The sequence below is a fragment of the Pseudomonas ogarae genome (assembly GCF_014268695.2).
GTDB lineage: Bacteria > Pseudomonadota > Gammaproteobacteria > Pseudomonadales > Pseudomonadaceae > Aquipseudomonas > Aquipseudomonas kilonensis.
Map to the genome: position 1 here is coordinate 1450247 of NZ_CP077086.1, position 15217 is coordinate 1465463.

General features: G+C 61.3%; 13 protein-coding genes. 8 read left to right on the forward strand and 5 right to left on the reverse strand.

Annotated features, from left to right (window positions below):
* Nucleotides 1-61 precede the first annotated feature (61 nt).
* The 4 genes from HU749_RS06220 to HU749_RS06235 all read left to right on the forward strand — a co-directional run bounded on the left by HU749_RS06220 (nt 62) and on the right by HU749_RS06235 (nt 4844).
* Nucleotides 62-1366, forward strand: a complete 1305-nt coding sequence (locus tag HU749_RS06220; protein ID WP_003198098.1) for a homoserine dehydrogenase — start codon at nt 62-64, stop codon at nt 1364-1366.
* A gap of 105 nt (nt 1367-1471) precedes the next feature.
* Nucleotides 1472-2881, forward strand: coding sequence for a threonine synthase (gene thrC / locus HU749_RS06225; protein ID WP_046063933.1), 1410 nt, complete (start codon nt 1472-1474; stop codon nt 2879-2881).
* A 120-nt stretch (nt 2882-3001) separates the two neighbouring features.
* A complete protein-coding gene (locus HU749_RS06230) occupies nt 3002-4372 on the forward strand; it encodes a transporter substrate-binding domain-containing protein (RefSeq protein ID WP_186649988.1) in 1371 nt (456 codons plus the stop codon).
* 184 nt (nt 4373-4556) lie between these two features.
* Entirely contained in the window at nt 4557-4844 is a 288-nt protein-coding gene (locus tag HU749_RS06235) for a DUF3509 domain-containing protein (RefSeq protein ID WP_046063935.1), read from the forward strand.
* Nucleotides 4845-5595: 751 nt separating this feature from the next.
* On the opposite strand, the gene HU749_RS06240 is transcribed toward HU749_RS06235, so the two are convergent.
* Entirely contained in the window at nt 5596-6795 is a 1200-nt protein-coding gene (locus tag HU749_RS06240) for a CaiB/BaiF CoA transferase family protein (protein ID WP_095974608.1), read from the reverse strand.
* Nucleotides 6796-6942: 147 nt separating this feature from the next.
* Here HU749_RS06240 and HU749_RS06245 point away from each other — a divergent pair, with 147 nt between their 5' ends.
* The 3 genes from HU749_RS06245 (at nt 6943) to HU749_RS06255 (ending at nt 10720) form a co-directional block, all read left to right on the forward strand.
* A complete protein-coding gene (locus tag HU749_RS06245; RefSeq protein WP_003198109.1) occupies nt 6943-7485 on the forward strand; it encodes a YaeQ family protein in 543 nt (180 codons plus the stop codon).
* A 158-nt stretch (nt 7486-7643) separates the two neighbouring features.
* On the forward strand, nt 7644-9353 hold the full coding sequence (recJ, locus tag HU749_RS06250; protein ID WP_018611096.1) for a single-stranded-DNA-specific exonuclease RecJ: 1710 nt from the start codon (nt 7644-7646) through the stop codon (nt 9351-9353).
* Nucleotides 9354-9613: 260 nt separating this feature from the next.
* The gene (locus HU749_RS06255; protein ID WP_063322819.1) at nt 9614-10720 is read left to right on the forward strand and encodes an NADH:flavin oxidoreductase/NADH oxidase; all 1107 of its coding nucleotides are present in this window, start codon (nt 9614-9616) and stop codon (nt 10718-10720) included.
* Nucleotides 10721-10832: 112 nt separating this feature from the next.
* Here HU749_RS06255 and HU749_RS06260 read toward each other — a convergent pair whose 3' ends face one another.
* Nucleotides 10833-12461, reverse strand: coding sequence for a glucan biosynthesis protein D (locus HU749_RS06260; protein WP_046065348.1), 1629 nt, complete (start codon nt 12459-12461; stop codon nt 10833-10835).
* Between the two features lie 361 nt (nt 12462-12822).
* Between HU749_RS06260 and HU749_RS06265 the strand changes: the two genes are divergently transcribed.
* Nucleotides 12823-13008, forward strand: coding sequence for a hypothetical protein (locus HU749_RS06265; protein WP_003198116.1), 186 nt, complete (start codon nt 12823-12825; stop codon nt 13006-13008).
* 57 nt (nt 13009-13065) lie between these two features.
* Here the strand turns inward: HU749_RS06265 and HU749_RS06270 are convergent, their stop codons facing one another.
* From HU749_RS06270 to HU749_RS06280, 3 genes are all read right to left on the reverse strand, one after another.
* Nucleotides 13066-13353 (reverse strand): type II toxin-antitoxin system RelE/ParE family toxin, encoded by a 288-nt coding sequence (locus tag HU749_RS06270; protein WP_186649986.1) that lies wholly within the window; start codon nt 13351-13353, stop codon nt 13066-13068.
* Nucleotides 13316-13579 carry a CopG family ribbon-helix-helix protein gene (locus HU749_RS06275; RefSeq protein WP_003198119.1) on the reverse strand — a complete coding sequence of 88 codons (264 nt, stop codon included), beginning with the start codon at nt 13577-13579 and terminating at the stop codon, nt 13316-13318. Before HU749_RS06275 ends, HU749_RS06270 begins: the two co-directional genes overlap by 38 nt.
* Nucleotides 13580-13725: 146 nt before the next feature.
* Nucleotides 13726-15150: a gamma-aminobutyraldehyde dehydrogenase gene (locus tag HU749_RS06280; protein ID WP_046065345.1), complete on the reverse strand. Its 1425-nt coding sequence runs from the start codon at nt 15148-15150 to the stop codon at nt 13726-13728.
* Nucleotides 15151-15217: the final 67 nt, after the last annotated feature.

Sequence of the window (15217 nt, forward strand, 5' to 3'; positions counted from 1 at the left end):
GTTGCTGCGCGGCTGTATTTCACGGCCGACCTTGCGTCGGCCGTTTCATGGGGAGTCAAGAGTGAATCCGGTCAAAGTAGGCATCTGTGGGTTAGGTACCGTCGGTGGCGGCACCTTCAACGTACTTCAGCGCAACGCCGAGGAAATTGCTCGTCGTGCCGGGCGTGGGATCGAAGTGGCACAAATTGCCATGCGCACGCCAAAGCCTCAGTTCCAGACGACCGGTATTGCGATTACCAACGATGTCTTCGAAGTGGCCACGAACCCTGAGATCGACATCGTCATAGAGCTGGTCGGCGGCTACACCGTTGCCCGCGAGCTGGTACTCAAGGCCATCGAGAATGGCAAGCATGTGGTCACCGCGAACAAGGCGCTTATCGCTGTTCACGGTAATGAGATTTTCGCCAAGGCCCGCGAGAAGGGCGTGATCGTGGCTTTCGAAGCCGCCGTGGCCGGTGGCATCCCGGTGATCAAGGCGATCCGCGAAGGCCTGTCGGCCAACCGCATCAACTGGGTCGCGGGGATCATCAACGGCACCGGCAACTTCATCCTCACCGAGATGCGTGAGAAGGGTCGCACCTTCGAAGACGTGCTCGCCGAGGCCCAGGCCCTGGGTTACGCAGAGGCTGATCCGACGTTCGACGTGGAAGGCATCGACGCGGCGCACAAGCTGACGATCCTGGCCTCCATTGCGTTCGGCATTCCGTTGCAGTTCGACAAGGCCTACACCGAAGGCATCACCAAGCTGACCACCGCTGATGTGAACTACGCCGAAGCCTTGGGCTATCGCATCAAGCACCTGGGCGTGGCGCGCAGCACTGCCAACGGCATCGAGCTGCGCGTGCACCCGACCTTGATCCCGGCCGATCGCCTGATCGCCAACGTCAACGGTGTGATGAACGCGGTGATGGTCAACGGCGACGCCTCCGGCTCGACGTTGTTCTACGGCGCTGGTGCCGGCATGGAGCCGACGGCCTCTTCGGTGATCGCCGACCTGGTGGACGTGGTTCGCGCCATGACCTCGGACCCGGAAAACCGTGTGCCGCACCTGGCCTTCCAGCCAGACTCGCTGTCGGCTCACCCGATTCTTCCGATCGAGGCGTGCGAAAGCTCCTACTACCTGCGCATCCAGGCCAAGGACCATCCGGGTGTGCTGGCGCAGGTGGCGAGCATTCTCTCGGAACGCGGTATCAACATCGAGTCGATCATGCAGAAGGAAGTCGAGGAACACGACGGCCTGGTGCCGATGATCCTGCTGACCCACCGTGTGGTCGAGCAGCGCATCAACGACGCGATTGCGGCGCTCGAAGCGCTCCAGGGTGTCGTTGGCCCGGTGGTCCGTATCCGCGTCGAACATTTGAATTAATTTAGCGGCAAGCGGTAAGTTGCAGGCTGCGAACGAAGGCAAACTTGTCTTTGAATGTGTCGCCTGCAGCTTCAACGCTTGAAGCCCAAACCGAAGGTTTGCCCCATGCGCTATATCAGCACCCGCGGCCAGGCACCGGCCCTGAATTTCGAAGATGTCCTCCTGGCCGGCCTGGCCACGGACGGCGGTCTCTATGTGCCGGAAAACCTGCCGCGCTTCACCCAGGAAGAAATCGCTTCCTGGGCCGGCCTGCCGTATCACGAACTGGCGTTCCGGGTCATGCGCCCGTTCGTCACCGGCAGCATCCCGGACGCCGATTTCAAGAAAATCCTGGAAGAGACCTATGGCGTCTTTTCCCACAACGCCATCGCACCGCTGCGTCAGCTCAACGGTAACGAATGGGTCATGGAGCTGTTCCACGGCCCCACCCTGGCGTTCAAGGACTTCGCCCTGCAATTGCTCGGTCGCCTGCTGGACTACGTGCTGCAAAAGCGTGGTGAGCGTGTGGTGATCGTCGGTGCCACCTCTGGCGACACCGGTTCGGCGGCCATCGAAGGCTGCAAGCATTGCGAGAACGTCGATATTTTCATCCTGCACCCGCACAACCGGGTCTCGGAAGTACAACGTCGGCAGATGACGACGATTTTCGGCGATAACATCCACAACATCGCCATCGAGGGCAACTTCGATGACTGCCAGGAAATGGTCAAGGCCAGCTTCGCCGACCAGAGCTTCCTCAAGGGCACGCGGCTGGTGGCGGTGAACTCGATCAACTGGGCGCGGATCATGGCCCAGATCGTTTATTACTTCCACGCGGCCCTGCAATTGGGCGGCCCGGCCCGCTCCGTGTCGTTCTCGGTGCCGACCGGCAATTTCGGCGATATCTTCGCCGGCTACCTGGCGCGTAACATGGGCCTGCCGATCAACCAGTTGATCGTCGCCACCAACCGCAACGACATCCTGCACCGCTTCATGAGCGGCAACCAGTACGTCAAGGAAACCCTGCACGCCACGCTGTCGCCTTCGATGGACATCATGGTGTCGTCGAACTTCGAACGCCTGCTGTTCGACCTGCACGGTCGCAATGGTGCGGCGATTGCCGGCCTGATGGACAGCTTCCGCCAGGGCGGCGGTTTCAGCGTCGAGCCTGAGCGCTGGACCGAAGCCCGCAAGTTGTTCGACTCCCTGGCGGTGGACGATGAGCAGACTTGCGAAACCATCGCCGAGGTGTTCGAGCAGAGCGGTGAACTGCTCGATCCGCACACAGCCATTGGCGTCAGGGCCGCCCGTGAATGCCGTCGCAGCCTGGATATCCCGATGGTGATCCTGGGCACGGCGCACCCGGTCAAGTTTCCGGACGCCGTGGAGAAAGCCGGTGTAGGAAAAGCACTTGAGCTCCCTGCACATCTTTCTGATTTGTTTGAGCGAGATGAGCGTTGCACCGTGTTGCCCAACGACTTGAAGGCCGTGCAGGCCTTTGTCAGTCAGCATGGGAACCGCGGCAAGCCGCTCTGACCGCGCAACCCTGTCACATCTTGAAGCCCGTCTCCTGACGGGCTTTCTTGTTTCTGCATGCCAAACTGGTCGGGTTTTCGCCCTTGGAGGGACGGGCGAGTCATCTCGAAGGAAATGCAGATGTCGTTTTTTAGCAAAGGCAAACCAGCCCTGGGCTGGGTAATGAGCCTGGCCCTGATGTACTGGGCGCAGGGGGGCAACGCGGCGCAGTTGGCGGCTTTCGAAACTCCGCCGTTCAATCCTGGCGAACGGCTGGTGCTGGATGCGCGGGAATTGAAGTGGATCAAGGAGAACCCCCGCGTCATCGTGGCCACGATGCAGTTTCCGTTGTACCTGTTCAAGAATGAACTGGGGCAGTGGAACGGCCTGAACCACGACATTCTCCAGCGCATTACGCAAATGACCGGCCTTGAGTTCGTGCACCGGGAGTCGTTCTCCCCCGGTGAGTTGCTGACGATGCTGGAAAACGGCGAGGCCGACATGACCACCCTGTTGGCGATGAATGACGAACGCCGGGACTTCCTGAGTTTCAGCCATGCATTTGGCGGCTCGGGCTGGGTATTCGTCGGCCGTGACGGAGAGTCGCCTCTTCATTCGCTGGAGCAGCTGGAAGGGAAGGTCCTGGCGTTACCAGCACGGCATGCCTTGGAGGCGGAAATCAGGCGCGATCACCCGGCCATCGAATTGCGCACGACCAAGACCCATGGCGAGGCGCGGGCATTGGTCGAGAGCCGGGAAGCCTATGTCACCATCGAAAATGAAAGCGGGGTGCACCTCTATCCGGCGGGACAGTTGCAGGTAGGAAGAGGTCTTGAGGGCAAGTGGGAACCAGACTACCTCGCTGTACGCCAAGACCTGAGCGTGTTGCTGAGTATCTTGAATAAAGCCCTGGAAGCCTTCCCGGCCGAGGACATGCGCGCAATGCGGTCCAAATGGATGGCCGGCATGACGCCTGTCCAGGCGCCATCGATGTGGGAGCGGCTGTCTCGCTGGGGTTACTGGTGTGTGACCGTGGTCGTGTTGTTCGGCCTCCTGTCCCTGCTGTGGAACCGCCGCCTGCAGATACAGATCGACCAACGTCTCAAGGCCGAAGCGGTCCTCAAGGACCAGTTGATGCTCCAGCGGGCCTTGATGGATGCCATTCCCGACCCGATTTTCATCCGGGACCTGGAAGGGCGCCTGATCATGTGCAACAAAAGCTACGAGGACCAGTTTGCGACCCGTTTCGAAAAACTGCGGGGCACGCGGCTGACGGATTCGGCGGCATTCCCGCCGGCCACCGCCGAGTTGCTGCATGGGGAGGTGATGGAGCAATTGCGCACCGGCCAGTCTCGGTTCGTCGACCGGCAATTGATGTTCAGCAGCGGATTGCGGGAAATCTATCATTGGTCGGTGCCCTTCTATGGGGCTGACGGGCAGTTGCGCGGCATTCTGGGGGGCTGGACCGATGTCGGGCGTCGCTGGCGCCGTTGCGCCAAGTTGATGGCCTGACGCCGACTGTCACCACGCCAAGGCTTCAAGAGAAGGCTGTTGTTTGCCTGTCATATTGGGCGCGCATGCTCGGTTGAACAGGTTGGAGGCGTGCCGGTTCGGTGCGCTGACGAACTTTCTGCTGCGGCCCACGGTCACTTACTGTGAACATGCAGTTGTTTTCGGACTATTGAAGGGTGAGCGAATGGAAAGTATCAGCCTATTGCTGAGTGAGGCTTTGAGCCCGTATCAGGTCACGCTGACTCCCTCCGGCGCCAAGGGCGAGTGCCTGGTGACGCTGAAGAATGCCTCCGGGGCCATCATGGTCGAGCGAGTGTTCAATCAGGCCCAATTGACCGACAAACGTCAGTTGACCGACGTGGTCGATGGCCTGCATCGCGATGTGCTGATTGCCGAGGGTCGGCTGGAGCCCTGTGTGATTGCGGCGCTGCGCAATCTGGCGCGGGACAAGGTCATGGTCGCGGCGAATTGACTGGGGTTTTGTGGGAACCTTCCTACGTCCTGATGAGTCAGATCTTTTACCAACAAGAGCAAGCATTGTGCTCCGGTGCTTGTCGCTTGTTGTACGGACCATGAGTGGTCACGTTTAACCCCGAGTCGTCTCCCCACTTCTCGGGGTTTCTTTTTGCCTGGCTTTTACGTTTTTAGCGCGTTCTGTCAGGCGCTGGAGCCTATTGTTGGCTGAGTGATATCCAATGCTGCGGTAACGGCGGCTATTGGTTCCGCCCTTACGGCGGCTCACTTTTGAAGAGCGCAAAAGTAAGCAAAACGCTTTTGCCCCACCACTCGGCACCTCGCTAAGGCTCGGTGTGCCCGAACGCAGGCATTGCTCCGTGGGCCCGCCGCGAAGGGCCATCCATGGCCCAGCGCGGCTATCCCGGCATCCATGCCGGGATGCCCACTCCACAATGCCTGCGTTCGGCCAGCGTGGTTAACGGGGCACCCGAGATCAACGTCCACCCCGAGGCGGCCTAGTAGCCGACCTGGTTCTCCCCGTCGTACACCCATCAGATCTGTTTGAGCAGGACCTGTGGGAGCAAAGCTTGCTCGCGAGGCGGCCTTACAGCCGACCTGGCTCTCCCGGTCGTACTCCGATCCTAATGTGGGAGCGAGCTTGCTCGCGATTGCGGTGTGCCAGTCAACATCAAGTCGATTGAACGGACGCTATCGCGAGCAAGCTCGCTCCCACCGTTTGATCTTCGGTGACTGGCCCCTACAGAGCGTCAAATGGCCCCGTCGGCGCGCAGTTTGGTGATCTGCTGCGCGTCGTAGCCAAGCTCGCCGAGCACTTGTGCGTTGTGTTCACCCAGCGCCGGGCCGACCCATTCGGAGGTGCCCGGGGTGTCGGAGAGTTTCGGTACTATCCCCGGCATCTTGAACGCCTTGCCGTCGGGCAACTTGGCCTGCAGGAACATTTCACGGGCGAGGAATTGCGGGTCGCTGAACATATCCTCGGCGCTGAAGATCCGACTGGCCGGCACTCCGGCCTGGTTCAGTTGGTCGATAACGTTATCGAGCGGCAGCGAGTTGACCCAGCGATCGATGACCCCGTACAGCTCGTCGCGGCGGTTGTCACGGCCATCGTTGCTGGCCAGTTGCGGGTCATTGGCCAGGTCGTCGCGGCCAATGATCTGCATGAAGCGCTTGAAGATCGCGTCGCCGTTGGCGCCAATCTGTACGTGCTTGCCGTCAGCGCTGGTGTGGATGGACGAGGGGGTGATGCCGGGCATGATGTTGCCGGTGCGCTCACGGATGAAGCCGAACACGTCGAACTCCGGCACCATGCTTTCCATCATGGCGAAAATCGCCTCGTACAAGGCCACGTCCACCACTTGTCCGGTTCCGCCATTGATCTCGCGGTGACGCAGGGCCATCAAAGCGCCGATCACGCCCCAGAGGGCGGCGATGGAGTCGCCGATGGAAATCCCGGTACGCACCGGCGGACGGTCCTCGAACCCGGTGATGTAGCGCAAGCCGCCCATGGATTCGCCCACCGCGCCAAACCCAGGCTGATCTTTCATCGGCCCGGTCTGGCCGAAGCCCGAAAGCCGCACCATCACCAGTTTCGGGTTCAGTGCGTGCAGGACATCCCAGCCCAGGCCGAGCTTTTCCAGTACGCCGGGGCGAAAATTCTCGATCAGGATGTCGGCTTCGCCGATCAGCTTTTTCAGGATTGCCAGGCCTTCGGGGTGCTTGAGGTTCAAGGTCAGGGATTTCTTGTTGCGTGCCTGGACGAACCACCACAGCGAGGTGCCTTCGTACAGCTTGCGCCACTTGCGCAGGGGGTCACCGCCGTCGGGCGATTCGACCTTGATGACTTCGGCACCGAATTCACCGCAGATGCGCGAGGCGAAGGGCCCGGCGATCAAGGTGCCGAGTTCGATGACTTTGACGCCGGCAAGGGGTTTGGCAGTAAGCGACATGACAGATCCTGTAGGACAAAGGCAGAACGAATAGAGCGTTTTATCATAGGCCAAGGCTGGTCGCCGCAGGTTGATGGTCGGCAATTCGTGGATTGCCCGCGTCATCGGTTAGACTTGCCGCCTTTCCTCGTATCAAGAAGCCCGTTCATGGCCCAGCCGTCCACGACTTACAAGTTTGAACTGAACCTCACCGATCTCGACCGCAATGTGTATGAGAATGTGAAGCAGACCATCGCCCGCCACCCTTCGGAAACCGAAGAGCGTATGACCGTGCGTCTGCTGGCCTACGCGTTCTGGTACAACGAGCTGCTGGCGTTTGGTCGTGGTCTGTCAGACGTCGACGAGCCTGCGCTGTGGGAAAAAAGCCTGGATGACCGTGTGCTGCACTGGATCGAAGTCGGCCAGCCGGATGCCGATCGCCTGACCTGGTGCTCGCGCCGGACCGAGCGTACCAGTCTGCTGGCCTACGGCAGTCTGCGGGTCTGGGAAGGCAAGGTGATCCCGGCGGTCAAGAACCTGAAAAACGTCAACATCGCCGCTGTGCCCCAGGAAGTGCTGGAAACCCTGGCCCAGGACATGCCGCGGGTGATCAAGTGGGACGTGATGATCAGCGAGGGCACGATTTTCGTGACCGACGACCGTGGCCAGCATGAAGTCCAGCTGCAATGGTTGCTGGGCGAGCGTGGTTGAGCCATTGACCCGGCATTGAGTGAACTTATTGTGGCGAGGGAGCTTGCTCCCGCTTGGGTGCGCAGCACCCACAAAAGGGGCCGCTACGCAGCCTAGCGGGAGCAAGCTCCCTCGCCACAGTCCAGGATTCCAAAAAATAGAGAAATGTCCGTTCCCCCATGCGCATAGAACCCCGCCAGCTGCCCGATACCCTGCCATTTCTCGGTGACCTGCCGCCCCTGTTGACCCGCCTGTACGCAGCGCGTGGCGTGCAGTCCGAGGCTGAACTGGACAAGAGCCTGGCGCGCTTGATTCCCTTTCAGCAGCTCAAGGGGATCGACGCCGCGGTGGATCTGCTTGTGACGGCGCTGGAGCAGCGCCAGCGCATCCTGATCGTGGGCGACTTCGATGCCGATGGCGCGACCGCCAGCACCGTGGGCATGCTGGGGTTGCGCCTGCTCGGTGCGGCCCATGTCGATTACCTGGTGCCCAATCGCTTCGAATATGGCTACGGGCTGACCCCGGAAATCGTCGAAGTCGCCCTGGCCCGCGAACCGCAGTTGCTGATCACCGTGGATAACGGTATTTCCAGCGTGGAAGGCGTGGCGGCGGCGAAAGCGGCGGGGCTCCAGGTGCTGGTCACCGACCACCACTTGCCCGGTCTCGAACTGCCGGCAGCTGACGCCATCGTCAATCCGAACCAGCCGGGCTGCGAGTTCCCGAGCAAGGCCCTGGCTGGTGTCGGGGTGATTTTTTATGTGCTGATGGCCCTGCGGGCGCGTCTGCGCAGCCTGGGGTGGTATGCCAGCACCCCTCAGCCGAACATCGGCGAATTGCTCGACCTGGTGGCCCTGGGCAGCGTGGCCGACGTGGTGCCCCTGGACGCGAATAACCGGATCCTGGTGCACCAGGGCCTGGAACGGATTCGCGCCGGACGCGCCCGCCCCGGCATCAAGGCGATCCTGGAAGTGGCCAAGCGCGATGCTTCACGGATTACCTCCACCGACCTCGGTTTTATCCTCGGGCCGCGTCTGAATGCGGCGGGGCGCCTGGACGACATGAGCCTGGGTATCGAATGCCTGCTCACCGATGACCCGGCCCTGGCGCGGGAGATGGCGGCGCAACTGGACGGCATGAACCAGGACCGCAAGTCCATCGAGCAGGGCATGCAGCGCGAAGCCCTGGCCCAGCTCAAGGACCTGCCGGTGGAGTCGATGCCGTTCGGTTTGTGCCTGTTCGATCCGCAGTGGCACCAAGGGGTCATCGGCATCCTCGCCTCGCGGATGAAAGAGCGCTATTTCCGTCCGACCATCGCCTTTGCCGATGCCGGGGACGGTTTGCTCAAGGGCTCGGGCCGCTCGGTGCCGGGCTTTCACATTCGCGATGCGCTGAGCGTGGTGGCGGCGCAGCATCCCACCCTGATCAGCAAGTACGGCGGTCACGCCATGGCGGCGGGGCTGACGCTGCCGGAGGCGAATTTTCCGTTGTTCGCCGAAGCGTTCGACGCGGAAGTGCGCCGGCAATTGCGCGAAGAAGACCTGACCGGCCGGCTGTTGTCGGATGGCACCCTGGCGGTCGAGGAGTTCCATCTGGAACTGGCCCGGGCGCTGCGTCATGCCGGTCCCTGGGGCCAGCATTTTCCTGAGCCAATGTTCCACGGCCTGTTCCAGTTGGTCGAACAGCGCGTAGTGGGCGAACGGCACCTGAAGGTCGTCCTCAAGAGCGAGTGCGGCTCGGTGAAGCTTGATGGCATCGCCTTTGGCATCGACCGCGAGATCTGGCCCAACCCTACCGTGCGCTGGGTGGAACTGGCCTACAAGCTCGACCTCAACGAGTTCCGCGGTCAGGAAACGGTGCAATTGATGATTGCCCATATCGAGCCGCGGTAGCCGATCGGCTTTTGTGGCGAGGGAGCAAGCTCCCTCGCCACAGGAGTTCGGGCAAGAACGCTATTGCGCCATACCGTCGGTTTTTAAGTTCTGAACCCTCCGTCCTGCCGGGTTGTCGACTAGGCTCTAAGCACTGCTTGATAGCCCTTGTGACGTCTTGTCGAATTTTTTGCCCGCGGGGGCGGGTGTTGCACCTTTTGTCACTCGTCGACTTTTCAAACAGAACCCTGGAGCCTGCCCACTGATTCGAGAGGTGCCCCATGAGTCTGCTGCTGGAACCCTATACCCTTCGCCAATTGACCCTGCCCAATCGCATCGCGGTATCGCCGATGTGCCAGTATTCGAGCACCGATGGCCTGGCCAACGATTGGCACCTGGTGCACTTGGGCAGCCGTGCCGTGGGCGGTGCCGGCCTGGTGTTCACCGAAGCCACCGCCGTCACCGCCGACGGTCGCATCACTGCCCAGGACCTGGGGCTGTGGAATGATGAACAGATCGAACCCTTGCAACGCATCACCCGTTTCATCACCGCCCAAGGGGCCGTGCCGGGCATACAACTGGCTCATGCCGGGCGCAAGGCCAGCACCTGGCGACCCTGGTTGGGCAAGCATGGCAGCGTCAAACCGGCGGACGGCGGCTGGGTGCCGGTCGGCCCATCGCCAATTGCCTTCGACCCGCAACACACCCAGCCGGTGCAGTTGGACGAAGGACAGATCGCCGGTGTGATCCAGGCTTTTGTGGATTCAGCCAAGCGCGCCCTCACGGCCGGCTTCAAAGTGGTCGAGGTTCACGCGGCCCATGGTTATCTGCTGCACCAATTTCTGTCGCCCTTGAGCAATCAGCGGCGCGATCAATACGGCGGCTCGTTCGAGAATCGCATCCGCCTGGTGCTGCAAGTCACCGAAGCGGTGCGGGCCGTATGGCCTGAAGAACTGCCGGTGTTCGTTCGCGTTTCCGCCACCGATTGGGTCGAGGACGGGTGGAACCCGGACGAAACCGTGGAGCTGGCGCGGCGCTTCAGGGCCCTGGGGGTGGATTTGATCGATGTGTCATCGGGTGGCACGGCGGCCAATGCGGAAATTCCCACCGGCCCGGGATACCAGACACGCTTTGCCGAGCGGGTGCGCAAGGAGTCGGAAATCGCCACCGGCACCGTCGGCATGATCACCGAACCGGCCCAGGCCGAACACATCCTGCGCACCTGCCAGGCTGACATCATTTTCCTGGCCCGTGAATTGTTGCGTGATCCGTACTGGGCCTTGCATGCCGATGATGACCTGGGCGGCCGCAAGGCCACGTGGCCGGCGCAGTACCAGCGGGCCACACATCGGGACCAGCCGATTCATGAGTCGGATTTGCGGGACTAGTGCCTGATAAAACAAAAAGCCCTGGTCGTCATTGGCCGGGGCTTTTGTTTATCTGGCTGGATTATTCGGTGGCTGTACCGGCCTCATCGCGAGCCTAGACACCCGATCCCTATCAGGGATACTTGCGCTTATCCGGCGCCGGCGGGAAGTATTGGTACAACCAGGTCTCGCTCAAGGTCCGGTCCTTGGTGCGAATGAACAGGCGCATCTGCACCGGCTCTACACTGTCGTCGGTCGGGTACCAGTCGAACGTGATGCGGTAGCCCTTGATCGCATCCAGCACCAACACGTTGAAGTCCTTCACCTCGCCATGGGAGCAGGTCACCACGGGTTCGATACCGGTGCCCGGCGGCAGTTGGTCGAGGCCGCCGCCGCTGAAGTCCACGGCAAAGCGACGGGCCCAGACGGTCGGGTAATGCTCGCCCGGTGCCCAGCCTTCGATGAAACCGCCCATGCCTGAGCGGGTGGCGTCGACATGGGCCAGGTCGGTGCTGACCGGCGGCAGCGCGCTCCAGTAGAGCTTGTAGCCATAGTTCAGCGAGTCGCCGGCGGCCACCGGTTTTTTCGGCGTCCAGAACGCGACAATGTTGTCCAGGGTTTCGCCGGTAGTAGGAATCTCCAGCAGGTCGACCGAGCCTTCGCCCCAGGCTGTGGTTGGTTCGACCCACAGGCTTGGGCGCTTGCTGTACCAGTCCACGGTGTCCTGGTAGCTGGCGAAGTCGTGGTCGGTCTGCACCAGGCCGAAACCTTTCGGGTCCTTGTCGGCGAAGGCGTTGAATTGCAGGGTGGCGGGGTTGTTCAACGGCCGGCACACCCACTCGCCGTTGCCGCGCCACATGGCCAGCCGGTCGGAATCGTGGATTTGCGGGTGAATGGTGTCGCACATGCGCCGTTCGACGGTGCCGCAGCTGAACATGCTGGTCATGGGGGCGATGCCCAACTGCTCGATGGCGGTACGGGCATTGATGTGCGCGTCGATCTCCATCACCACTCGGGTCGGCTGGCAATCGATGTCAAACCGATAGGCACCGGTGGCGCTGGGGGAGTCGAGCAGGGCGTAGACCACGAAGCGGGTGCTGTTCTTGTCCGGGGTTTCAAACCAGAACTTGGTGAAGTCCGGGAATTCCTCACGCTTCTTGGCGTAGGTGTCGATGGCCAGGCCGCGGGCCGACAGCCCGTACTGGCCGCTGGCATCCACGGCGCGGAAGTAGCTGGCCCCCAGAAACGAAACGATGTCGTGCCGGTCCAGCTCCGGCGCCTTGAAGACGCGAAAGCCGGCGAAGCCCAGGTCACCCTTCAATTGCGCGGTGTTGACCGTGGTTTTCTCATAGTTGAACAGTTCCGGGCGGAAGTGCACCTCACGGGCCATACGCGTCTTCGGATCGACGCTGTACATGCGCACCGGCTGTTTGAAGCCCATGCCGACGTGGAAGAACTGCGCATCCAGTTGCCGCCCGTCGAGGTCATTCCACAGCGAGTGGTTGACGTCGTACTGGATGGCGTTGAACTGCAGCGGCGACATCAGGGCCAGGGTTTCTGGCAGGACTTGCTTGGTGTCGACGTAGCGGCTCTCGGCCAGCCGCCGGGCCTGATCCTTCAAACCGTTGAAGTCGAAGGGGCGGGCTTCGCCGTCGGCAGTCTGATCGGCGGCCCAGGCGCGTGCGGCCATGAGTCCGGAGGCCGACAGCCCAGTGTAGGCGGCAAAGGCCATGGAGGCCTTGAGCAGATTCCTGCGGTGCATAAATACAACCTTTCTCGAAACAGTCCCGAGCCGATCCTGGCTACAGAGACTGATAAATGAGTTCGGACATGCCTTTGGCCAAACGCGACGAACGTTAGAACAGATGCCTGAGAGCTGGATCGGTTCACCGAGGCGCAAAATCATAGGGGAAATGCGGGCTTCAAGAGAAAGGAAAGCGAGGCTTGGTCAAAATTTCTTACAGTTATTTCTTTTTTTATCTCGATTTCAACTTTTTTTGACTAATTACTCTAAAACTCCCTTTTCACGCTTTGAATCCTCCCTATTCTTTAGCGTGATAGGCGATCTAAGCCGGATTCAGACGGCGCTATCAGGTCAACCTCGACGTAAAGAAGGACAACTCATGACAAAAATACAGGGCATTACCGAAATGCTGGGGATCTTTCCAGGCCTGACCAACCCGCGCAGGACACGCCGGCTCAGCCTGGAAGAATTGAGACTGGTGGAGCGCTATCGGGAGTTGTCGGAAAACGACCGCATCGCCATGCGCTATCTGGTGGATGCGATGCGCAGTGTTTCGCGGTTTTGAAGCGTGGCGCAGGTGAGCGGCCGGGGCGGGGAGCACCGGCCGACATCACTCCACCGACTAGTCCTGGAGGCGTTCGGTGCGCTGGTGCAGTATCCGCAGGACCTGCAGTTGTCCATGCTTGAGCCGGTAGGGGGCTACGAATGGGTAGCGCGTCAGTACCAGCTCTCGAATATCAGGAGCGACTGACGGACGCCCCGAGCCGGGAAAGCGTTGCAGTTGGCGCAGTGTCTCCAGGATGGCACTGATGACAGCATCGGCGCCTTCCGCGCCGATAGCGCTTTGGTAATGTTCGTGGATCGAGTCGAGGTCACTCTGTGCTTTGGCGGTCAGTACGATGCTCGGCACGCTTTGCCCACTTAGCCTTTACGGCGTCCAGATCGGTCAGGTTTCCAGCGTCGGCATCGGCTATGCCTTCGCTGATGGCTTGCAGATGCCAGGATTCGGCTTCCACATATCGGACCAGTGCACGCTTGAGGTGATACTGACGGTCGCGGTCGGTGGCCGCGGCCAGCAAATCCAGCTGTTGGGCCAGACCTTCTTCCACACGAAAGGACAAGACGGGCGAGGCCATGGCTGATCTCCAAGGTGTATACGTTGTAGACACCCTAGGTGCTGCCAGGATTTCCGTCAACCGGCGAGCGTGCACCGATCGACGAAAACCTTGGCAGGACGAACGCAGGGCAAGCGCGAGCATGTGTTGCCAAGGTTGTCTTGTCGTCAATGCTTGAACATCACATGCCGCACCACCGTGTAATCCTCCAGCCCATACATGGACATGTCCTTGCCATAGCCGGAACGTTTCTGGCCGCCATGGGGCATTTCGCTGACGAGCATGAAGTGCGTGTTCACCCAGGTGCAGCCGTATTGCAGGCGTGCCGACAGGCGATGGGCTCGGCCGATGTCGGTGGTCCATACCGATGAGGCCAGGCCGTAGTCGGAATCGTTGGCCCAGGCCAGCACTTGTGCCTCGTCGACGAAGGGTGTGACGGACACCACTGGCCCGAAGACTTCCCGGCGGACGATTTCGTCATCCTGCTGGGCGTCGGCCAGCACCGTCGGCTCGAAGAAGAACCCATTGCCGTCCACGGCCTTGCCGCCAGTGATCAGGCGAATATGCGGCTGGGCAATGGCCCGTTCGACAAAACCGGCCACGCGGTCGCGGTGCTGGGCGGTGATCAGCGGGCCCATCTCGGTGTCTGGCGCGGTTTGCAGGCCGTACTTGATGCTGCCCACCGCGGCGCCAAGTTTCTCGACGAACTGGTCGTAGATGCCTTGCTGGGCATAGATGCGGCAGGCGGCGGTGCAGTCCTGGCCGGCGTTGTAGAAACCGAAGGTGCGGATGCCCTCCACGGCGGCGTCAATGTCAGCGTCGTCGAAAATGATCACCGGAGCCTTGCCGCCCAGTTCCATGTGCATGCGTTTGACGCTGTCGGATGTGCTGGAAATGATGTTCGAGCCCGTGGCGATGGAGCCGGTCAGCGACACCATGCGTACTTTCGGGTGGGTGACCAGCGGGTTGCCGACGGTTGGCCCACGGCCGAAGATCACGTTGAGTACGCCGGCGGGGAAAATCTCCGACGCCAGTTCTGCCAGGCGCAGCGCCGTCAGCGGGGTCTGCTCCGACGGCTTGAGCACCACGGTATTACCGGCCGCCAGGGCCGGGGCGATTTTCCAGGCGACCATCATCAGCGGGTAGTTCCACGGCGCGATGGAGGCGATGACGCCCACCGGGTCGCGACGGATCATCGAGGTGTGCCCTGGCAGGTATTCGCCGCCCGCCGAACCACTCATGCAGCGGCTGGCGCCGGCAAAGAAGCGGAACACGTCGGCAATCGCCGGGATCTCGTCATTCAGCGCGGCACTCAAGGGTTTGCCGCAGTTGTCCGACTCCAGCTTCGCCAGTTCTTCGCCATGGGCTTCGATGGCATCGGCCAGCTTGAGCAGCAACAGCGAACGGTCCTTGGGCGGCACTTGCGACCAGGCCTCGAAGGCAGCATCGGCGGCGCGCACGGCGGCATCGACCTGAGCTTCGCTGGCTTCATTGATCTCCACCAGCACCCGGCCCAGCGATGGGTTGAACACCGCCTGGCCAGGGCCTTCGCCGTTCACCAGATGGCCGTTGATCAGCAGTTTGGTTTGCATAGCATTGTCCTCATCGAAGCAGTTCTGTGTCTGCTGGAACCGATCCCTGTGGGAGCGAGCTTGCTCG

Coding starts and splice junctions, on each gene's coding strand:
- HU749_RS06235 (WP_046063935.1), top strand. CDS start 4,557: ATGGAAAGTATCAGCCTATTGCTGAGTGAGGCTTTGAGCCCGTATCAG.
- thrC (WP_046063933.1), top strand. CDS start 1,472: ATGCGCTATATCAGCACCCGCGGCCAGGCACCGGCCCTGAATTTCGAA.
- recJ (WP_018611096.1), top strand. CDS start 7,644: ATGCGCATAGAACCCCGCCAGCTGCCCGATACCCTGCCATTTCTCGGT.
- HU749_RS06240 (WP_095974608.1), bottom strand. CDS start 6,795: ATGTCGCTTACTGCCAAACCCCTTGCCGGCGTCAAAGTCATCGAACTC.
- HU749_RS06265 (WP_003198116.1), top strand. CDS start 12,823: ATGACAAAAATACAGGGCATTACCGAAATGCTGGGGATCTTTCCAGGC.
- HU749_RS06230 (WP_186649988.1), top strand. CDS start 3,002: ATGTCGTTTTTTAGCAAAGGCAAACCAGCCCTGGGCTGGGTAATGAGC.
- HU749_RS06245 (WP_003198109.1), top strand. CDS start 6,943: ATGGCCCAGCCGTCCACGACTTACAAGTTTGAACTGAACCTCACCGAT.
- HU749_RS06260 (WP_046065348.1), bottom strand. CDS start 12,461: ATGCACCGCAGGAATCTGCTCAAGGCCTCCATGGCCTTTGCCGCCTAC.
- HU749_RS06255 (WP_063322819.1), top strand. CDS start 9,614: ATGAGTCTGCTGCTGGAACCCTATACCCTTCGCCAATTGACCCTGCCC.
- HU749_RS06275 (WP_003198119.1), bottom strand. CDS start 13,579: ATGGCCTCGCCCGTCTTGTCCTTTCGTGTGGAAGAAGGTCTGGCCCAA.
- HU749_RS06280 (WP_046065345.1), bottom strand. CDS start 15,150: ATGCAAACCAAACTGCTGATCAACGGCCATCTGGTGAACGGCGAAGGC.